General features: G+C 74.7%; 16 protein-coding genes and 2 pseudogenes. 10 read left to right on the plus strand and 8 right to left on the minus strand.

What is annotated here, in order from left to right:
- Position 1 precedes the first annotated feature (1 nt).
- The 6 genes from J116_RS04340 to J116_RS04365 all read left to right on the plus strand — a co-directional run bounded on the left by J116_RS04340 (position 2) and on the right by J116_RS04365 (position 5421).
- Entirely contained in the window at positions 2-1348 is a 1347-nt protein-coding gene (locus tag J116_RS04340) for a sulfate adenylyltransferase subunit 1 (protein WP_023590573.1), read from the plus strand.
- Positions 1348-1593 carry a hypothetical protein gene (locus J116_RS04345; RefSeq protein ID WP_037948670.1) on the plus strand — a complete coding sequence of 82 codons (246 nt, stop codon included), beginning with the start codon at positions 1348-1350 and terminating at the stop codon, positions 1591-1593. Before J116_RS04340 ends, J116_RS04345 begins: the two co-directional genes overlap by 1 nt.
- A 131-nt stretch (positions 1594-1724) precedes the next feature.
- A complete protein-coding gene (locus J116_RS04350) occupies positions 1725-2840 on the plus strand; it encodes an ABC transporter substrate-binding protein (RefSeq protein ID WP_023590571.1) in 1116 nt (371 codons plus the stop codon).
- Between the two features lie 79 nt (positions 2841-2919).
- Positions 2920-3714, plus strand: a complete 795-nt coding sequence (locus tag J116_RS04355; RefSeq protein WP_023590570.1) for an ABC transporter ATP-binding protein — start codon at positions 2920-2922, stop codon at positions 3712-3714.
- On the plus strand, positions 3701-4651 hold the full coding sequence (locus J116_RS04360) for an ABC transporter permease (protein WP_023590569.1): 951 nt from the start codon (positions 3701-3703) through the stop codon (positions 4649-4651). Before J116_RS04355 ends, J116_RS04360 begins: the two co-directional genes overlap by 14 nt.
- 5 nt (positions 4652-4656) lie before the next feature.
- Positions 4657-5421, plus strand: coding sequence for a sirohydrochlorin chelatase (locus tag J116_RS04365; RefSeq protein WP_023590568.1), 765 nt, complete (start codon positions 4657-4659; stop codon positions 5419-5421).
- Here the strand turns inward: J116_RS04365 and J116_RS04370 are convergent.
- The 5 genes from J116_RS04370 to J116_RS04390 all read right to left on the minus strand — a co-directional run bounded on the left by J116_RS04370 (position 5418) and on the right by J116_RS04390 (position 10679).
- Positions 5418-6281, minus strand: a complete 864-nt coding sequence (locus tag J116_RS04370) for an STM4011 family radical SAM protein (protein WP_023590567.1) — start codon at positions 6279-6281, stop codon at positions 5418-5420. The two genes, J116_RS04365 and J116_RS04370, sit on opposite strands and share 4 nt — an antisense overlap.
- Before the next feature lie 5 nt (positions 6282-6286).
- Entirely contained in the window at positions 6287-7660 is a 1374-nt protein-coding gene (locus J116_RS04375; protein WP_023590566.1) for an STM4012 family radical SAM protein, read from the minus strand.
- On the minus strand, positions 7657-8463 hold the full coding sequence (locus J116_RS04380; protein ID WP_028964663.1) for an STM4013/SEN3800 family hydrolase: 807 nt from the start codon (positions 8461-8463) through the stop codon (positions 7657-7659). The genes J116_RS04375 and J116_RS04380 overlap by 4 nt, the downstream gene beginning before the upstream one ends.
- A 145-nt stretch (positions 8464-8608) precedes the next feature.
- Positions 8609-9715 (minus strand): STM4014 family protein, encoded by a 1107-nt coding sequence (locus J116_RS04385; RefSeq protein ID WP_023590564.1) that lies wholly within the window; start codon positions 9713-9715, stop codon positions 8609-8611.
- 10 nt (positions 9716-9725) lie between these two features.
- Positions 9726-10679 (minus strand): STM4015 family protein, encoded by a 954-nt coding sequence (locus tag J116_RS04390; protein ID WP_023590563.1) that lies wholly within the window; start codon positions 10677-10679, stop codon positions 9726-9728.
- Between the two features lie 155 nt (positions 10680-10834).
- Here J116_RS04390 and J116_RS04395 point away from each other — a divergent pair, with 155 nt between their 5' ends.
- Entirely contained in the window at positions 10835-11161 is a 327-nt protein-coding gene (locus J116_RS04395) for a hypothetical protein (RefSeq protein WP_023590562.1), read from the plus strand.
- A gap of 13 nt (positions 11162-11174) precedes the next feature.
- Positions 11175-11795: pseudogene (locus J116_RS04400) on the plus strand (DUF6745 domain-containing protein); the annotation flags it as partial.
- A 161-nt stretch (positions 11796-11956) separates the two neighbouring features.
- Here the strand turns inward: J116_RS04400 and J116_RS04405 are convergent.
- Both J116_RS04405 and J116_RS04410 read right to left on the minus strand, forming a co-directional pair.
- Positions 11957-12577 (minus strand): mycothiol-dependent nitroreductase Rv2466c family protein, encoded by a 621-nt coding sequence (locus tag J116_RS04405; RefSeq protein WP_023590560.1) that lies wholly within the window; start codon positions 12575-12577, stop codon positions 11957-11959.
- A gap of 43 nt (positions 12578-12620) precedes the next feature.
- A complete protein-coding gene (locus tag J116_RS04410) occupies positions 12621-13187 on the minus strand; it encodes a DUF1697 domain-containing protein (RefSeq protein WP_023590559.1) in 567 nt (188 codons plus the stop codon).
- A 174-nt stretch (positions 13188-13361) separates the two neighbouring features.
- Between J116_RS04410 and J116_RS04415 the strand changes: the two genes are divergently transcribed.
- On the plus strand, positions 13362-14225 hold the full coding sequence (locus J116_RS04415; RefSeq protein WP_023590558.1) for a phosphotransferase enzyme family protein: 864 nt from the start codon (positions 13362-13364) through the stop codon (positions 14223-14225).
- Between the two features lie 60 nt (positions 14226-14285).
- A complete protein-coding gene (locus J116_RS04420; RefSeq protein WP_023590557.1) occupies positions 14286-15110 on the plus strand; it encodes an alpha/beta fold hydrolase in 825 nt (274 codons plus the stop codon).
- A 378-nt stretch (positions 15111-15488) separates the two neighbouring features.
- Here J116_RS04420 and J116_RS04425 read toward each other — a convergent pair.
- A pseudogene (locus J116_RS04425) lies at positions 15489-16196 on the minus strand (exonuclease domain-containing protein); the annotation flags it as partial.
- Between the last annotated feature and the right edge of the window lie 75 nt (positions 16197-16271).

Raw genomic sequence — 16271 nt, forward strand, 5'->3', positions numbered from 1 at the left:
CATGTCCAGCACCACCGCCGCCGAGCACCTCTCGGCCACCACCCTGCTGCGTTTCGCGACCGCCGGTTCCGTGGACGACGGCAAGTCCACCCTCGTGGGCCGGCTGCTGCACGACTCCAAGTCGGTCCTCGCCGACCAGCTGGAGGCCGTCGAGCACGCCTCCCGCTCGCGCGGCCAGGAGGCGCCCGACCTGGCGCTGCTGACGGACGGTCTGCGGGCCGAGCGGGAGCAGGGCATCACGATCGACGTGGCGTACCGTTACTTCGCCACGGCCCGGCGCCGGTTCATCCTCGCCGACACGCCCGGCCATGTGCAGTACACGCGGAACATGGTGACCGGGGCGTCCACCGCCGAGCTGACCGTGATCCTCGTGGACGCGCGCAACGGGGTGGTCGAGCAGACCCGACGGCACGCCGCGATCGCCGCGCTGCTGCGCGTCCCGCACGTGGTGCTCGCCGTCAACAAGATGGACCTCGTCGCGTACGAGGAGTCCGTCTTCGCGCGGATCGCCGAGGAGTTCACGGCGTACGCGACGGAGCTGGGCGTCCCCGAGGTGACCGCCATCCCGATCTCGGCGCTCGCCGGGGACAACGTGGTGGAGCCGTCCGCGACGATGGACTGGTACGGCGGGCCGACGGTGCTGGAGCACCTGGAGACCGTGCCGGTCAGCCACGACCTGACCGGCTGCCACGCCCGGCTGCCCGTCCAGTACGTGATCCGCCCGCAGACCGCCGAGCACCCGGACTACCGGGGGTACGCGGGGCAGATCGCGGCCGGTACGTTCCGGGTCGGCCAGGAGGTGACCGTACTGCCGTCGGGCCGTACGTCGCGGATCTCCGGCATCGACCTGCTGGGCACGCCCGTGGACGTCGCGTGGACACCGCAGTCGGTCACCCTCCTGCTGGAGGACGACATCGACATCTCGCGCGGCGACCTGATCGTGCCGTCCGGGGACGCCCCGGCGACCAGCCAGGACGTGGAGGCGACCGTCTGCCATGTCGCGGACCAGCCGCTGACGGTCGGCCAGCGCGTACTGCTGAAGCACACGACCCGCACCGTCAAGGCGATCGTCAAGGACATCCCGTCCCGGCTCACCCTGGACGACCTGTCCCAGCACCCGGACCCGGGGCAGCTGGTCGCCAACGACATCGGCACCGTGAAGGTGCGCACGGCGGAGCCGCTCGCGCTGGACGCGTACGCCGACTCGCGCCGCACCGGCTCGTTCCTGCTGATCGACCCGGCGGACGGCACCACCCTCGCGGCGGGCATGGCGGGCGAGTCGTTCGCCACCGAGAAGTCCGCGGAGAAGTCCGCCGCGACGCCCGCCGACGACGGCTGGGACTTCTGATGACGGATGCCCCCGTGACGGCCCGCGCCGCGCTCGCGTCCCGGAGCCGACTCGCGCTGTACGGCGCCGCGGCAGCGTGCGGCGCCCTGCCCGCGTACGGAGTCCTGGCCGCCCGCGCGCGGCGGGCCGGGCGCCGGCTGCTCGCCGTCCGGAACGCCTTCGCGACCTTCGCGAAGGAGGGCGGCCGGGTCGGCGGCGGGCGCGTCGGCGCGGGCACCGGGGGCGTCGCGCGATGTGCCCGATGAACCGCCGTCCGCTCCCCCGCCACCGCCGCGGCCGTCGTCACGGCCGCAGCAGCCCGCCCACCGCCGCCCGCCCGGCCGCCCCGCCCCTCCCGTACGGGGGGTAGCGGCCGGGCCGACGAGAGGAACCTCCCGTGCCTGCCACCTCCCGCCCAGGCCCCGCCCCGCGCGGCCGCCTCGCCCTCGCCGCGGTCCTGCCGCTGCTGCTCATGGCGCTGGTCTCGTGCGGCTACGGCTCGCAGGCGGTGGAGAACAGGGCGAAGGTGGTCCCCCAGGGCCCGAAGCTGTCGGTGGACACGGTCCGCGTCGGGTACTTCGCGAACCTCACCCACGGCACGGCCCTCGTCGGCGACCGGGAGGGCTTCCTCCAGAGGGAACTGCGCGGCACGAAACTGCGGACGGCGACGTTCAACGCGGGCCCGTCGGCGGTGGAGGCGCTCAACGCGGGGTCGGTGGACATCGCGTACCTCGGCCCCTCCCCCGCGGTCAACGGCTACACCCGGTCCGGCGGCAAGAACCTGCGGATCGTCGGCGGCGCCGCGTCCGGCGGCGTCCGGCTCGTCGTCAACCCGGAGCGGGTGAAGGACCTCGCGGATGTGAAGGGCAAGCGGATCGCCACCCCGCAGCTCGGCAACACGCAGGACGTGGCTTTCCTCCACTGGGCGGCCGAGCAGGGCTGGAAGGTCGATCCACAGAGCGGCGAGGGCGATGTGTCCGTGCTGCGCGTGGACAACAAGATCCTGCCCGACGCCTACCGGTCCGGGTCGGTGGACGGCGCGTGGGTGCCCGAGCCCACCGCGTCGAAGCTGATCGCCGAGGGCGCCAAGCCGCTCCTGGACGAGGCGTCGCTGTGGCCCGGCGGCCGCTTCGTGATCACCGGCATCGTCGTCGCACAGCCGTTCCTGGAGCGGCACCCGGACGTGGTGGAGGCGGTGCTGCGCGGCTCGCTGAAGGCCAACGCGTGGATCACCGCCCACCCCCGCGAGGCGAAGGCCGCCGCGAACGCCCAGATGAAGGCGCTCACCGGCAAGGCGCTGCCCGCCAAGGTCATCGACTCGGCGTGGCCGACGATCCGGTTCCTGGACGACCCGCTGGCCGGGACGCTGCGCGAGCAGGCCCGCCACGCCGAGGCCGCCGGACTGCTGGAGAACCCCCGGCTGGACGGCATCTACGACCTGCGGCCGCTGAACCGGGTCCTCGCGGCCGAGGGCCGCGCACCCGTCCACGACGCGGGGCTCGGCGTCCGGTGAAACCCCTGTCCCCCCATCGGCCTTCCGACCCCCGTCCGTCCCGTCAGACCGTCAGACCAGCTCCCAGGAGGTGACGACCATGGCCATCACGATCGGAACGGCGCCCCGCGCCGAGGACCGTACGGCGGTCGAGTACGCCGCGCGGATCGAGCGCGTCTCGAAGTCCTTCGCCGGCCCCGCCGGGCAGCAGCTCGTCCTGGACGACATCAGCCTCGATGTCGCGCCGGGCGAGTTCGTCACCCTGCTCGGGGCGTCCGGCTGCGGCAAGTCCACCCTGCTCAACCTGGTCGCCGGGCTCGACCGGCCGTCCTCCGGGACGATCGCCACGGACGGGCGGCCCGCCCTGATGTTCCAGGAGCACGCACTGTTCCCGTGGCTGACGGCGGGCAAGAACATCGAGCTGGCGCTGAAGCTGCGCGGTGTGCCCAAGGCCGAGCGGCGCGGCGAGGCGGAGCGGCTCCTCGAACTGGTCCGGCTGGGCGGCTCGTACGGCAAGCGTGTCCACGAGCTGTCCGGCGGGATGCGGCAGCGGGTCGCGATGGCCAGGGCGCTCGCCCAGGACAGCAGGCTGCTGCTGATGGACGAGCCGTTCGCCGCGCTCGACGCGATCACCCGCGACGTGCTGCACGGCGAGCTGACCCGGATCTGGGAGGAGACCGGTCTGTCGGTGCTGTTCGTCACCCACAACGTGCGCGAGGCGGTGCGTCTCGCGCAGCGCGTGGTGCTGCTGTCGTCCCGGCCGGGCCGGATCGCCCGCGAGTGGACGGTCGGCATTCCGCAGCCGCGCCGCATCGAGGACGCCGCGGTGGCGGAGCTGTCCCTGGAGATCACGGAACAACTGCGGGGGGAGATCCGCCGACATGGGCAGCACTGACACGAGGGCCGGCACGGGATCGGGGGCCGGTGTGAAGTCCGGGTCCGGTACGGGGCCGGGGGCGTCCGGCCGGGGCGGGCCGGAGGACCTGGCGGGTCTGGAGGCGGGGCTCGACGCGCTGGACACGGTCGAGACGCGCCGCGCGCCGCTGCGCGAGACGCTGGTGCGGAAGGTCCTGCCGCCCGTCGTGGCGGTCGCCCTCGTGCTGGCCGTGTGGCAGCTGCTCGTGTGGGCGGAGGTCACCGACGCGTACAAGCTCCCCGCGCCGTCCGCCGTATGGGACAGCCTGTCCGAGATGTGGCTGCAGGGAACGTTGTTCGGCGTCATGTGGACCAGCGTGTCCCGCGCCCTGCTCGGCTTCGTGCTGGCGCTCGCGATCGGTACGCCGCTCGGGCTGCTCGTCGCCCGGGTGAAGGTCGTACGGGCCGCCGTGGGGCCGATCCTGTCGGGCCTCCAGTCGCTTCCGTCCGTCGCGTGGGTGCCACCCGCCGTGCTGTGGCTGGGCCTGAACGACCGGATGATGTTCGCGGTGATCCTGCTGGGCGCCGTACCGTCCATCGCCAACGGGCTGGTCGCGGGCGTGGACCAGGTGCCGCCGCTGTTCCTGCGCGCGGGCCGCACGCTGGGCGCGACCGGGCTGCGGGGCGCCTGGCACATCGTCATGCCGGCCGCGCTGCCCGGCTATCTGGCAGGCCTGAAGCAGGGGTGGGCGTTCTCGTGGCGCTCCCTGATGGCCGCCGAGATCATCGCGTCGTCCCCGGAGCTGGGCCTCGGGCTCGGCCAGCTGCTGGAGAACGGCCGCAACAACTCGGACATGCCGGGGATCTTCCTGGCGATCCTGCTGATCCTGCTCGTCGGCATCGCCGTCGACCTGCTGGTCTTCAGCCCGCTGGAGCGCGCCGTGCTGCGCCGCCGCGGACTGCTGGGCAGGGGCTGAGCGCCATGACCCGTCCCGTCCGCCTCCCCCGCGACACCGGTCCCGCCCTCCTCGTCGTCGCGCACGGCAGCCGCGACCCCCGGCACGCCGCGACCGTCCACGCCCTGGTGCGCGCGGTGGCGGCGCTGCGGCCCGGCGTCCGGGTGGAGACCGCGTTCCTCGACTTCAACGTGCCGTCCGTACCGGCCGTCCTGGCGTCGCTCGCGGCCGACGGCGTACGGGACGTGGTGGCCCTGCCGCTGCTGCTGAGCCGGGCGTACCACGCCAAGGCGGACATCCCGGCGGTGCTGCGTCAGGCGCCGCCTGAGCTGCGCGTCCGTCAGGCGGAGGTGCTCGGCCCCTCGCCGCTGCTGCTGCGCGCGGCGGAGCGGCGCCTGTACGAGGCGGGTCTCACGCCCGCCGACAAGCCCGCGACCGGGATCGTCCTGGCCTTCGCGGGCTCCACCGACCCGGAGGCGAACGCGGTGTTCGCTGAAACGGCGCGGGAGCTGCGGCGTACCGGTTGGTGCGCCGTGCGGCCCGCGTTCGCCTCCGCATCCCTTCCCCGTACCGAGGACGCGGTACGGGCGCTGCGCGCGGAGGGCGTCCGCCGGGTTGCGGTCGCCCCGTATGTGATCGCGCCCGGACGGCTCCCCGACCGGATCGCGGCGGGCGCGGCGGACGCCGACGTCCTGGCCGGCGTGTTCGGCCCTGCGCCGGAACTGGCCCGGCTGCTCGTGGAGCGGTACGACGAGGCACGCGCGTCCCGCCCGCTGGTCGCCGCCGTCTAGGGCGTTCGCCGGACGTTCGCGGGCGCGGGGACGCGTTCCAGGACGCCGCCCGCGAACACGTCGTACAGCGGCAGCGTCTCCAGGTGCACGTACCCGATGTGGCAGTCGCAGACGGCCAGCGGGCAGGGGCGTGGGGCGAGCGCGGCGCGGTACGAGCCGTCGTAGAGGTTGCCCAGCTCGGCGCGGACGAAGTGGCAGCGGCGGACCGTGCCGTCGCCGTCCACGGAGACGACCGACTCGCCCGTACGGCACGGCAGCCCGGCCGAGCGGTGCGGGTGGCGGCTGTACGGGAACAGCGGGTCGACGGCCGTCCATACGGCGGCCTCCTCGTCCGTATACGTGTGGCCCTCCGCCGCGTTGACCCACAGGTAGACATGGGCGGGCAGGGCGGCGCGCAGCCGCCGGGCGTCCGGGAGGTGCTCGGGCAGGCCGACGACGCCGACGCTGTGGCGCACGCCCCGGTCGGCGAGGTCGCGCGCCTTGGCCAGGAACCGCTCGTACGGGGTCTGGCCCGGGTGGTAGGTGCACCACAGGGCGACGGTCGCGGGGTCGGCGTCCGCCAGCCAGTCGGTGCGGCAGCTGAGGTTGGTCTGGATGGCGACGCGCCCGATGTGCGGCCGGTGTGACAGCTCGACCAGGGCGCGCCGGTACCAGGAGCGGACCAGGCCCTCGCCCCAGGGGGTGAACAGCACGGACAGCCGGTCGCCGGTCTGCGCGGCGGCCCAGCCGGTGAACCGTTCCAGCGCGGCCCGGTCGGCGCGGAGCTGCTCGGTGCTGTCGCGGCGCTTGGCGAAGGGGCAGTACGGGCAGTCGTAGTCGCAGGAGGCGAGCGGCCCCCGGTACAGGATCGTCAGGTCCATGGCGGCTACTTCGGCTCGTACGCGGCCATCGCGGCCCGTACGGCGGGTGAGAACAGCTCGGGGCCGAGCGCGTCGGAGTGGGCCAGGCCCTCCGGCGAGAGCCGCAGCACGCCGCCGTCTCGTCCTTGACCGCCCCCGTCGGCGAGCCAGCCGCGTGCGGCGAAGGCGTCCAGTTCGGCGGGGAAGTCGTCGTACGGGTCGGTGCCGAACCGGGCGCGGTAGTCGGCGAGCGGCATGCCCCGCGCCTGGAGGAGCGACTGGAGGAGATGGCGGCGGCGCGCCTCGTCGCCGGTGATCCGGCGGCCGTGGACGGCGTGCCCGAAGTCCTCGGTGGCGGTGTAGTCGTCGATGATCGCCCGGATGCGCCCCATGTCGACGGCGTAGTCGAAGGAGTAGTGGAGCGTGGAGGTGTACGAGCGGGCGCCGCAGCCGAGGCCGATCATGCCGTCCGTCTGGCAGGCGTGGTCGTCGGGGCCCTGCGGGGCCGCGTCGGCGCGGCGGAACATGCGCATCGACACCTGCTCGTAGCCGTGCGCCAGGAGGTGGTCGCGGCCCTGCCGGTACAGGGCGAGGCGCTGATCGTCCCAGGCGCGGTCGGGGTGGGCGGTGCGGCGGGCGAGGCCGGTGAGGTCGCGCACGTACAGCGGGTAGAGGTACAGCTCCTCGGGCCGCCAGGCGACGGCGGCGTCGAGGGAGGTGCGCCAGGTGGCGGGGGTCTGGCCGTCGATGCCGTAGATGAGGTCGATGTTGAGGACGGGCACGCCCGTGTCGCGGATGCGGCCGAGCGCGGCTTCCACATCGGCGCGGCGCTGGGGGCGCACGGCCGCCCTGGCCTCCTCGTCCACGAAGCTCTGCACGCCGATGCTGAGGCGGGTCGCGCCGCGCTCGGCGAGGACGGCGAGCCGGTCGGCGGTCGCGGTGGCCGGGGACGTCTCGACGGAGAGCGGGACCGCGCGCAGGTCGGCGCCCATGCGCCGCTCCGCGATGTCGCAGAGCCTCTCCAGCTCGTCGGCGGTCAGGAAGGTGGGCGTGCCGCCGCCGAACGCCGCGTTGGCGAAGCGTATCGGTCCGGGGCTCTCGTGGTCCGACGCGTCGAGGGCGTCGCGGACGGCGGTGGCCTGCCGGTCGAGGGCGTCGAGGTAGCGGCCGGTGAGGCCGTCGGGGGCGCCGATGCGGGTGAAGAGGTTGCAGAAGCCGCAGCGGACCTCGCAGAACGGGATGTGGAGGTAGAGGGAGAGCGCGTCCTTCGCCTCGCCCCGCCACAGGTCGCGCAGCGCGGGACGGTCCTTCAGCTCCGTGTACGCGGTCTTGTGCGGGTAGGCGTAGACGTACGCCTCGTACGGCCGGACGGGGCTCACGGTGGCGGCGGGCGCGGTCATGCGGACGGCTCCAGGAAGAAGTGGGAGTACGGCACGGTCCACACGGCCTCGTGGCCGATGCGGTGACCGGTGTAGCCGTCGTCGCCGTAGGCCGTGCCGTGGTCCGAGCAGACGATGGCGAAGCAGCGGCGGCGGGAGCTCATCGCGGCGAACAGCCGGCCGACGTGCCGGTCCACGTACTCCAGGGCGGCGGCGTGGGTGGAGCGGCTGTCCCCGGCCTCGCGGGTCGCGCCGGGCAGGTGGAACCAGTTGGGCTGGTGCAGCGCGGAGACGTTGAGGAAGAGGAACAGCCGCTGCTCCGCGGGAAGTCCGGCGACGATCCGCTCGGCCCGCGCGACCTGCGCCTCGAAGGAGACGGGCGAAGCGACCCCGAACTCCGGCTCCCAGTGGCTCTCCTGGAACAGGCCCGGCAGGACGCCGCCGAGCGCCCCCTGCTTGTTGAAGAAACCGACGCCGCCGACGCACACCGTGCGGTACCCGGCCGCGGCGAGGCCCGACACGAGATCCGGCGTGTCGAAGACGTAGGTGCGCCCGGCGGTCGTCTCGCTGCCCGCGAACCGGGCGGCGAACAGCCTCGGGTGCGGGCCCGGTTCGGCCGGGGTGGGCAGGAACCCGGCGAACATCGCCTGGTGGGAGGCGTAGGTGAAGCTGCCCGGGGCGTGCCGCTTCTCCCAGGCGCCGCCGGGCAGGTGGCGGGCCAGGTTCGGTATGCGCCCGGCGGCGGCCAGTTCGGCGGCCACGTCGTGGCGCAGGGTGTCGAGCGTGAGCAGGAGCAGGTCGTCGCGGCCCACTACCTCGTTCATGTCCGGCAGCTCGGTGACGCCGGGGCGGCCGGGCGTGCCGGGGCCTTCCGGGGGGCCGGGGACATCACGGGGGCCGGTGGCTCCGGGGATGCCGGTGGCTCCGGGGATGCCGGGTGTGCCGCAGGCTTCGGGGGTGTGGCTGCTGTCAGGCGGGTGCACGGTGGTTCCTCGTGTAATGGCGCTGTACGGCGGCGACCTGCGCCGCGTAGGTGTCGAGGCCCTCGGCGCCGCTGCCGGGCAGGCCGGTGAGGCCGGGCAGGAGGTCGCCGAAGGCGTTGACCTCGGCGACGGCGAACCGGCGCCAGCCGACCACGGGGAGCAGGTCCACTCCGACGCAGAGCGTGCCGGGGAAGCAGGCGGCGGCCCGCTCGCAGATCTCCAGGGCGTCGGCCCAGCGGGGTCCCGCGGCGGCCGTCACGGCGGCCAGGTCGCCGCGCTCGCCGCCGAGGTGGAGGTTGGTCATGGGCGACCGGCTGGTGCGGGCGACCGCGTGGGTGGCCCTCCCTCCGACCACGACGACCCGCAGGTCCGTCACGCGGCCGTCCAGGGACGCCTTGGGCCACCACCGTTCGATGTGCAGCCCGTCGGGGGCGAGGGCGTCGGCGAGTGCGGCGACCTCCCGTTCGCCGTCGAGGCGGCGGACCCGCAGCGAGTTGTGGAGGCTGCCGTCGCCGGTCGTCTCCACGGAGGTGGTCGCCCTGACCCGGCCGCGCCCGGCCGTCTCGACGGCGACCACACCGGACGCGGAGGACCCGTGGGCGGGCTTGAGGAACACGCGCGGCATGCCGTGCGCGTCCATCAGGGCCCGGATGTCGTCCCAGCCGCGCACCGGGACGGCGCCGCCGGACGTGGGGGACCCCGGGACCGGCACCCCGGCCCGGTCCAGGACGGCGTGGCAGCGCCGCTTGTCGAACAGTACGGCCAGCTCGTCGGGGTCGTCGAGGCGTACGCCTCCCCGCAGCGTCCGCACGGCGGCGGTGAACCGCTCGTACCAGCGGGCGCCGCCCTCGACGCGCGTCGGGTCGTCCAGCCCGCGCAGGACCCGGTCCACCTCGGCGTTCTCGCCGGGCGACTCGAGCCGTACGACCTCGTCGGGCGCGAAGTCGGCGCCGCCGTCGCGCAGGACGGCCGCCCACGGCACGACGCGCGGCGCGGGCAGCCCGGCCTCCCGTACGGCGCGGTCGAACAGGGCGACGCGGCGGTTCTCCGGGTTGCCGACGACCGCCCAGCGCGGCGGCGCTTCCTCCGTCATGGCCGGTCCGTCACTCGCCGACGGCGACGAACCGCCAGGTGCGGCCGTCCCACTCGTCTTCCTCGGCGTGTCCGCGGTCCAGGTCGAGGACGACCCCGGCGGGCTCCAGCGTGTCCCGCAGACGCCGCTGCATCGGCTCGCTGATGTAGTTGTGGTGCAGGTCGAGCTTCTTGAGGTGGGTGAGCGGCTGTCCGCCGAGCAGGGCCGTCGCGCCCTCGTCCGTGAGGACGCCCATCGACAGGTCGAGCACGTCCAGCCGGGCGACGACGGGCGCGGAGGCGACGGCCGTGGCGATGGCGTCCTCGATGTCGCTGTTGCGCAGGCCCAGGTGGCGCAGGCCGGGCAGGCGGGAGCCCTCCAGGATCGGCGCCACGTCCTCGATGGCGCAGTCGCCGCCGTACTGGTCCGTGCCCAGCCACAGGTCGAGGACCTCCAGCGCGGGGAGGTCGCTCGTGGCGATGCCGCGCACGGCCTGGGCGGGCATGCCGCCGCTCTCCACGGCGAGGGTCCGCAGCCGCCGGTGCGTGACGGCGGGGAAGGCGAGCCTGGTGCCGCCCCGCACGCCGAACGCCTCCAGCTCGGGGAAGCCGTCGAGGAGCGGGGTGACGTCGCCCTGGGTGATCCAGGAGATCTCGCACTCCTCGGACTCCATGTCGCCGAGGAACAGGGCGCGCAGGGAGGTGAGCCGGGCCCTGGAGTCGAGGATCGTCCGGATGATCTCCTCGGGGCCTTGCTCGTACGCGTCCTCCCAGGCGCCGACGACCAGCGCGCGCACCTTGCCGAGGTCCACGGCGGCGGCGAACCGGGCGAACGCCTCGGGCCAGGACTCCTCGGCGTCGTACGTGTCCGACGAGACGCGCCAGGCCACGGCGTCCGCGTCGGGCAAAGGCGTCCGGCCCTTGTCGTCAGGTCCCGGGAAGTCGTGGACCTGAAGCCCGAACCACGTGTTGTCGTCGCCCACCATGGGTGTCCCGCCGTTCCTCGTCCGCCGTTGTGGATGTGCTGCAAGTTGTAGCAAGCGCCACTGACAACGCGGCCGGGCGGGGCCCGTTGTCAGACCCTCGTCCTACGGTCGGGACCGACGCGGCGCGCTGGGCGGCGCGGGGGAAGGGGACACGTATGTACCGGCAGGGGGACGTCCTGATCGTCCCGCTCGACGAGTCGGCCGTGCCGGCGCACGCCGTGGACGCTCCCGGGGAGCCGAGGGACGGGCGGGGCCGGATGGTGCTGGCGCTGGGCGAGGTGACGGGGCACGCGCACGCCGTGCTCGGCCCGGGGCGGCTGGTGCGTGAGCCCGGAGTGTTCGGGCCGCTGCTGCTGCACCTGCCGGACGGGGGGCGGGTGGTGCACGAGGAGCACGCCGCGATCCCGCTGCCGAAGGGCTGGTACCGGGTGGTGCGGCAGCGGGAGTACGTGCCGGGCGCGGTGCGGATCGTGGCGGACTGAGGGGCGCGACGTGGTCCGGCTGCTGCTGCTCGACGCGGTGCTGGGCCAGCACGACGCGGCGTGGCTGTGCGCGTTCGGCACGGAGACCGGGTCGCCGCTGGCGGGGCTCGCCGCCGTGGCCCGGTCGGCGGGCTGGTGGTGGCCGTACGAGCGGCTGGCCGTCGTGTGCGAGCGGCCGGTGGAGCTGCACCGGGACGAGGCGGGCCGGCTGGACCGGGGGGACGGCCCCGCGCTGGCCTACCCGGACGGTTTCGCGCTCCACGCGTGGCGCGGCATGCCCGTCCCCGGTGACTTCCTGGCGGAGCTTGGGTCCCTGACCCCGGAGCGCGTCCGGGCGGAGGAGAACGCCGAACTGCGCCGGGTGATGCTGGAGTTCTACGGCTACGACCGCTATCTGCGCGAGTCGGGCGCCGAGCCGGTGCACCGGGACGAGACGGGTGTCCTGTGGCGGATACCGCTGCCGGACGACGAGGACGTGGTGATGGTGGAGGTCGTCAACTCCACTCCGGAGCCGGACGGGACGAGCCGCACGTACTGGCTGCGGGTGCCGCCGGGCACACGGACCGCGCGGCAGGGCGTGGCGTGGACGTTCGGCCTCGCGGCGGAGGCGTACGCGCCGCTGCGGGAGACCTGAGGGGCGCCGTACGCGACGGGCGGCGCGGGGTCCGGGGCTGCCCGAGGCCCTGGCGAGCGCCGGGCCGGAGGGGCGGGTCGGGCGGTGGCCGATGGCGCCCGGGGCCATGGCGGCGGCCCGGGCCGAAGGGAGCCCGGGCAGTCCGTCAGTCCCTCAGTCCGTCAGTCGTAGGACAGGCCTCCCGTGCGGGTGCGCTTCAGCTCGAAGAACGCCTCGTGCCCGGCGAGGGTGCGGAAGGCGTCGAAGAGACGGACGGCCTCCTCGCCGCGCGGGATCGCGTTGAGGACGGGGCCGAACCAGACGGCTCCGTCCACGTGGAGGGTCGGGGTGCCCACGTAGGCGTCGGCGGCGGGGTCCTTCCCCGCGTCGTGGCTGCGGCGCACGGCCTCGTCGTACGCCGGGTCGCCCGCGGCCTTCGCCAGCTCGGCGGGCAGGCCGAGCTCGGCCAGCGCCTCGGCGACGACCGCGTCGAAGTCGCCGTTCCTCTCCTGGTGGATACGCGTGCCGAACGCCGTGTACAGGTCGCGGAGCACGTCCTCGCCGTGCTGCTCGACGGCGGCCGCCGCGACGCGGACGGGTCCGATGGACCGGTCCACGAGGTCCCGGTACCAGTCGGGCAGCTCGTTGCCGAGGTTGTGGAGGTACAGGCTCATCACATGGAAGCGGACGCGGAGGTCCCGGTGGCGTTCGACCTCCAGGATCCAGCGGGAGGTGATCCAGGCGAAGGGGCAGGCGGGGTCGAACCAGAAGTCGACGGCGGGCGTGGGCTGTTCAGCGCTCATACCGGGGACGCTAGCCGAGGGGTGGCCTGGACGAGCGGGCCAATCAGCCGTCGGTGCCCTGGGCCATTTCTGCGAGCTTGAGGACGGTGTTCCAGTTGCGGGTGGTGGCGACGAGGCCCTTGACGACGGCCGGGCGGGCGAGGGCGTCGGCCAGTCGGGAGCGGCCGAGGCCGTCCGGGGTGTACAGGTACACCGCTCGGTCCCCGACGCGGAACTCCTCCGGGAGGTAGGTGTCCCGGTCGAGGGCGGCGAACCGGTCGGCGGTGACGGGCGCGGAGCAGTACGTGACGTGCAGCTGCTTCGGCTGAAGCTCCCCGGCGGGGAACGGGCAGGCGTCCACCACCGCCCGGAGGTACGGCCCGCCGCGGACGAGGCAGGGCACCCGGAAGCCGAAGTGCCCCTCCAGCGCCTGCTCGATCGCGGTGGCGAGCGCGTCCTCACCGGCGCCGGACGCGGTGGTGAAGAACGCGTTGCCGGACTGGAGGTAGGTCCGCACATCGGTGTGGCCGAGCCCGGCGAGGACGTTCCGCAGCTCGGCCATCGGCACCTTGCGGGGCCCGCCGACGTTGATCCCGCGCAGCAGGAGCGCGTACCGCGTGCTCGTCGTCATGCCGCCAGCGTAGGGCTTTCCCCCGGTGTTCCTCGCTACGCGCGTCCGCAGCCGCCAGGCCCTGGAGCCGCGATGCGGGTACCGGCCCGCCCGGCCCCGGATGCGAGACTGGCCGGTGAACGACAGGCAGGCGCGGGGCCCCGGTCCCGTGAGAGGTGAAGGGCGGGGCGGCGCATGGACGAGGCGCGGGCGCGGGAGGTCCTGGACGCGGCCGGATTCGCGGCGGGCGGCGCGGAGGCGACGCTGCTGGCGCTGGGGGAGAACGCGGTCTTCGCGGCCGGGGACGACCTGGTGGTGAAGGTGGGCCGGGACGCCTCGCTGCTGGACCGGGCGCGCCGCGAGGTGGCCGTCGCCGACTGGCTGGCGGGGGCGGGGGTGCCCGCCGTGCGGGCGGCGGAGCCCGGCGCGCGGCTGGTGGACGGCCACCCGGTGACCGTGTGGCGGCGGCTGCCCGACGCCGTACGGCCTGCTCGACCGCGCGATCTGGCGCCGCTGCTGCGCCGGGTGCACGAGCTGCCCGCGCCGCCGTTCCCTCTGCCGGCCCGGGACCTGCTGGGCGGGGTGGAGCGGTGGCTGCGGCTGGCGGGCGACGCGATCGACCCGGCGGACGCGGCGTATCTGCGGGACCGGAGGGACGGGTTCGCGAAGGCCGCCGCGGCGCTCGTACCGCGTCTGGAGCCGGGCCCGATCCACGGCGACGCGCTGACGCGCAACGTCCATGTGGGCCCCGACGGGCCGGTCCTCGTCGATCTGGAGACGTTCTCCCTGGACCTGCGCGAGCACGACTTGGTGGTGCTGGCGCTGTCCCGCGACCGGTACGGCCTGGACCCGGCGGCGTACGACGCGTTCACCGCCGCGTACGGGTGGGACGTGCGGGAGTGGGAGGGCTGCGCGGTGCTGCGCGGGGCGCGGGAGACGGCGAGCTGCGCGTGGGTCGCCCAGCACGCCCCGGCCAACCCGAAGGCGCTGGCCGAGTTCCGCCGCCGTGTCGCGTCGCTGCGGGACGGTGACCCGGAGGTGCGCTGGCACCCGTTCTGACGGGCTGTCATCATGATCCGGTCATGCCATGCGGAGGTCAGCGGACGATCGGAGACCAGGATGCGCGTCGGACTCGGCGAGGTGACCCTCGAGGTCCAGGACAGCGGCGGCACGGGCCCCGCCGTCCTGCTGGTGCACGGCTTCCCGGACACCCATGACTGCTGGCGCCGCCAGGTGCCCGCGCTGAACGCGGCCGGGTACCGGACGATCGCTCCGGACCTGCGCGGCTTCGGCGGCTCGGACCGGCCGAAGGACACGGCGGCGTACGCTCCGGCCCGTTCGGCGGCCGACCTGCTGGGGCTGCTCGACCGGCTGGGCGTGGACCGGGTGCACCTGGTCGGCCACGACTGGGGGTCGGGCATCGTGCAGGGCCTGGCCATGGCCGCGCCGGACCGGGTGGCGAGCCTGTCGCTGCTTTCCGTGGGCCATCGGGGCGCGCTCGAGGACGGGGGCTGGGAGCAGCGCAGCCGGTCCTGGTACATGCTGCTGTTCCAGTACGAGGGCATCGCCGAGGAGTGGCTGCTGCGGGACGACGCCTCGCACCTGCGCGAGCTCCTGGCCGAGCACCCGGACGCCGACGAGGCGGTGGCGCGGCTGTCCGAGCCGGGCGCGCTCACCTCGGCGCTGGCGATCTACCGGGCGGGGCTGCCGCCGAAGGCGCTGTTCGGTCCCGCCGTGCCGCTGCCGTCGCTGCCGGGCCCGGTCCTGGGGATGTGGAGCACCGGCGACCGGTTCCTCACCGAGCAGGCGATGACGGGCACGGAGAAGTACGTGGAGGGCTCCTGGCGGTACGAGCGGATCGAGGGCGCGGGTCACTGGCTCCAGCTGGACGCGCCGGAGCGCGTGAACGCGGCCCTGCTGGACTTCCTCGCCACGAACCCCTGAACGCGGGTCCTTGGCCGGGCCCCGCACCCCGCGGCCCGGCCCCGACGGTCCCGAACCCGATGACCCCGGAAGGCCCCTGGCCCGTACGGTCGGCAGCCGTACAGCCGCGCACCGTCCCGGTCAGCCGGTGGCCGCGGCCGGCGCGGCGGCTTCCGGCCCGGCCACGGCAACAGGCGCCGACGCGGGCCCGGTGACCGCGGCCGCCGCGACAGGCGCGGGCCCGGGCTCGACAAGAGCCCCGGCCTGCGCGGGCACGGCGGACACCGGCTCCTCAAGCGCCACGGCCTGCGCGGGCACGGCGGGCACGGCGGGCACAGGCTCAACAGGTGCGGTAACAGGTGCGGCAACAGGCGCCGCAGCGGGCGCGGGCGCCGCGGGATCGGGCTCGCGCAGCGGCCAGCGCGGGTCCACCACCGCGTCCGGGGTGCCCTTGCGGCGCAGGAAGCCCTGGAAGTCGGCGGCCCACTCGGCGTACCACTCCACCTGACGGGCGTGCAGCTCGCGCGGGGTGAGCCGGGCCACCAGCGCGTGCCGCTCGGCTATCGCGCAGGCGACGAGGACGGCGGCCAGCGCGTCGGCGGCGGCCTCGTGCGCCCCGTCGAGCACCACGCCGTACTCGGCGCACACCGCCTCCAGGTTCCGCTTGCCGCGCCGGTAGCGGTCCACGGCCCGGTCGATCGTGTACGGGTCCACGACGGGGCCTATGGGTCGGCCGCCCAGCCGGTCGCGGAGCGACGGCAGTCCGTGCCGCCGCAGCTCGGCGGTGAGCAGCGTCAGGTCGAAGGCGGCGTTGTACGCGACGACCGGTATCCCCCGCGTCCAGTACCCGGCCAGCGCGTCGGCGACCTCGTCGGCGACCTCGCGGGCCGGGCGGCCCTCGGCGGCGGCGCGCTCGCTGCTGATGCCGTGGATCGCCGAGGCCTGCGCGGGGATGCGGACGCCGGGGTCGGCGAGCCACTCGCGGCGCGCCAGGGTGCGCCCGTCCCGTACCTCCACGACCGCCGCCGTGACGATCCTCGCCTCGAACGGCTCCGTCCCCGTCGTCTCCAGGTCGAAACCGACGAGTGTCTCCCCGTGCCAGCGCATGCCTGAACCTCCTTCGTCGGCGCCGCGGTCCGCGCGGCGCCTCCCCCTTGGGCTTTTCACCCTCGCACGCGGCAC

The sequence above is a fragment of the Streptomyces thermolilacinus SPC6 genome (genome assembly GCF_000478605.2).
Lineage (GTDB): Bacteria > Actinomycetota > Actinomycetes > Streptomycetales > Streptomycetaceae > Streptomyces > Streptomyces thermolilacinus.

Bases quoted from the DNA above. Each gene is read 5' to 3' on its own strand.
- J116_RS04390 (WP_023590563.1), bottom strand. From the start codon at position 10,679: ATGGTGGGCGACGACAACACGTGGTTCGGGCTTCAGGTCCACGACTTC.
- J116_RS04365 (WP_023590568.1), top strand. From the start codon at position 4,657: ATGACCCGTCCCGTCCGCCTCCCCCGCGACACCGGTCCCGCCCTCCTC.
- J116_RS04345 (WP_037948670.1), top strand. From the start codon at position 1,348: ATGACGGATGCCCCCGTGACGGCCCGCGCCGCGCTCGCGTCCCGGAGC.
- J116_RS04355 (WP_023590570.1), top strand. From the start codon at position 2,920: ATGGCCATCACGATCGGAACGGCGCCCCGCGCCGAGGACCGTACGGCG.
- J116_RS04410 (WP_023590559.1), bottom strand. From the start codon at position 13,187: ATGACGACGAGCACGCGGTACGCGCTCCTGCTGCGCGGGATCAACGTC.
- J116_RS04395 (WP_023590562.1), top strand. From the start codon at position 10,835: ATGTACCGGCAGGGGGACGTCCTGATCGTCCCGCTCGACGAGTCGGCC.
- J116_RS04360 (WP_023590569.1), top strand. From the start codon at position 3,701: ATGGGCAGCACTGACACGAGGGCCGGCACGGGATCGGGGGCCGGTGTG.
- J116_RS04340 (WP_023590573.1), top strand. From the start codon at position 2: ATGTCCAGCACCACCGCCGCCGAGCACCTCTCGGCCACCACCCTGCTG.
- J116_RS04385 (WP_023590564.1), bottom strand. From the start codon at position 9,715: ATGACGGAGGAAGCGCCGCCGCGCTGGGCGGTCGTCGGCAACCCGGAG.
- J116_RS04420 (WP_023590557.1), top strand. From the start codon at position 14,286: ATGCGCGTCGGACTCGGCGAGGTGACCCTCGAGGTCCAGGACAGCGGC.
- J116_RS04405 (WP_023590560.1), bottom strand. From the start codon at position 12,577: ATGAGCGCTGAACAGCCCACGCCCGCCGTCGACTTCTGGTTCGACCCC.
- J116_RS04380 (WP_028964663.1), bottom strand. From the start codon at position 8,463: ATGAACGAGGTAGTGGGCCGCGACGACCTGCTCCTGCTCACGCTCGAC.
- J116_RS04375 (WP_023590566.1), bottom strand. From the start codon at position 7,660: ATGACCGCGCCCGCCGCCACCGTGAGCCCCGTCCGGCCGTACGAGGCG.
- J116_RS04370 (WP_023590567.1), bottom strand. From the start codon at position 6,281: ATGGACCTGACGATCCTGTACCGGGGGCCGCTCGCCTCCTGCGACTAC.
- J116_RS04415 (WP_023590558.1), top strand. From the start codon at position 13,362: ATGGACGAGGCGCGGGCGCGGGAGGTCCTGGACGCGGCCGGATTCGCG.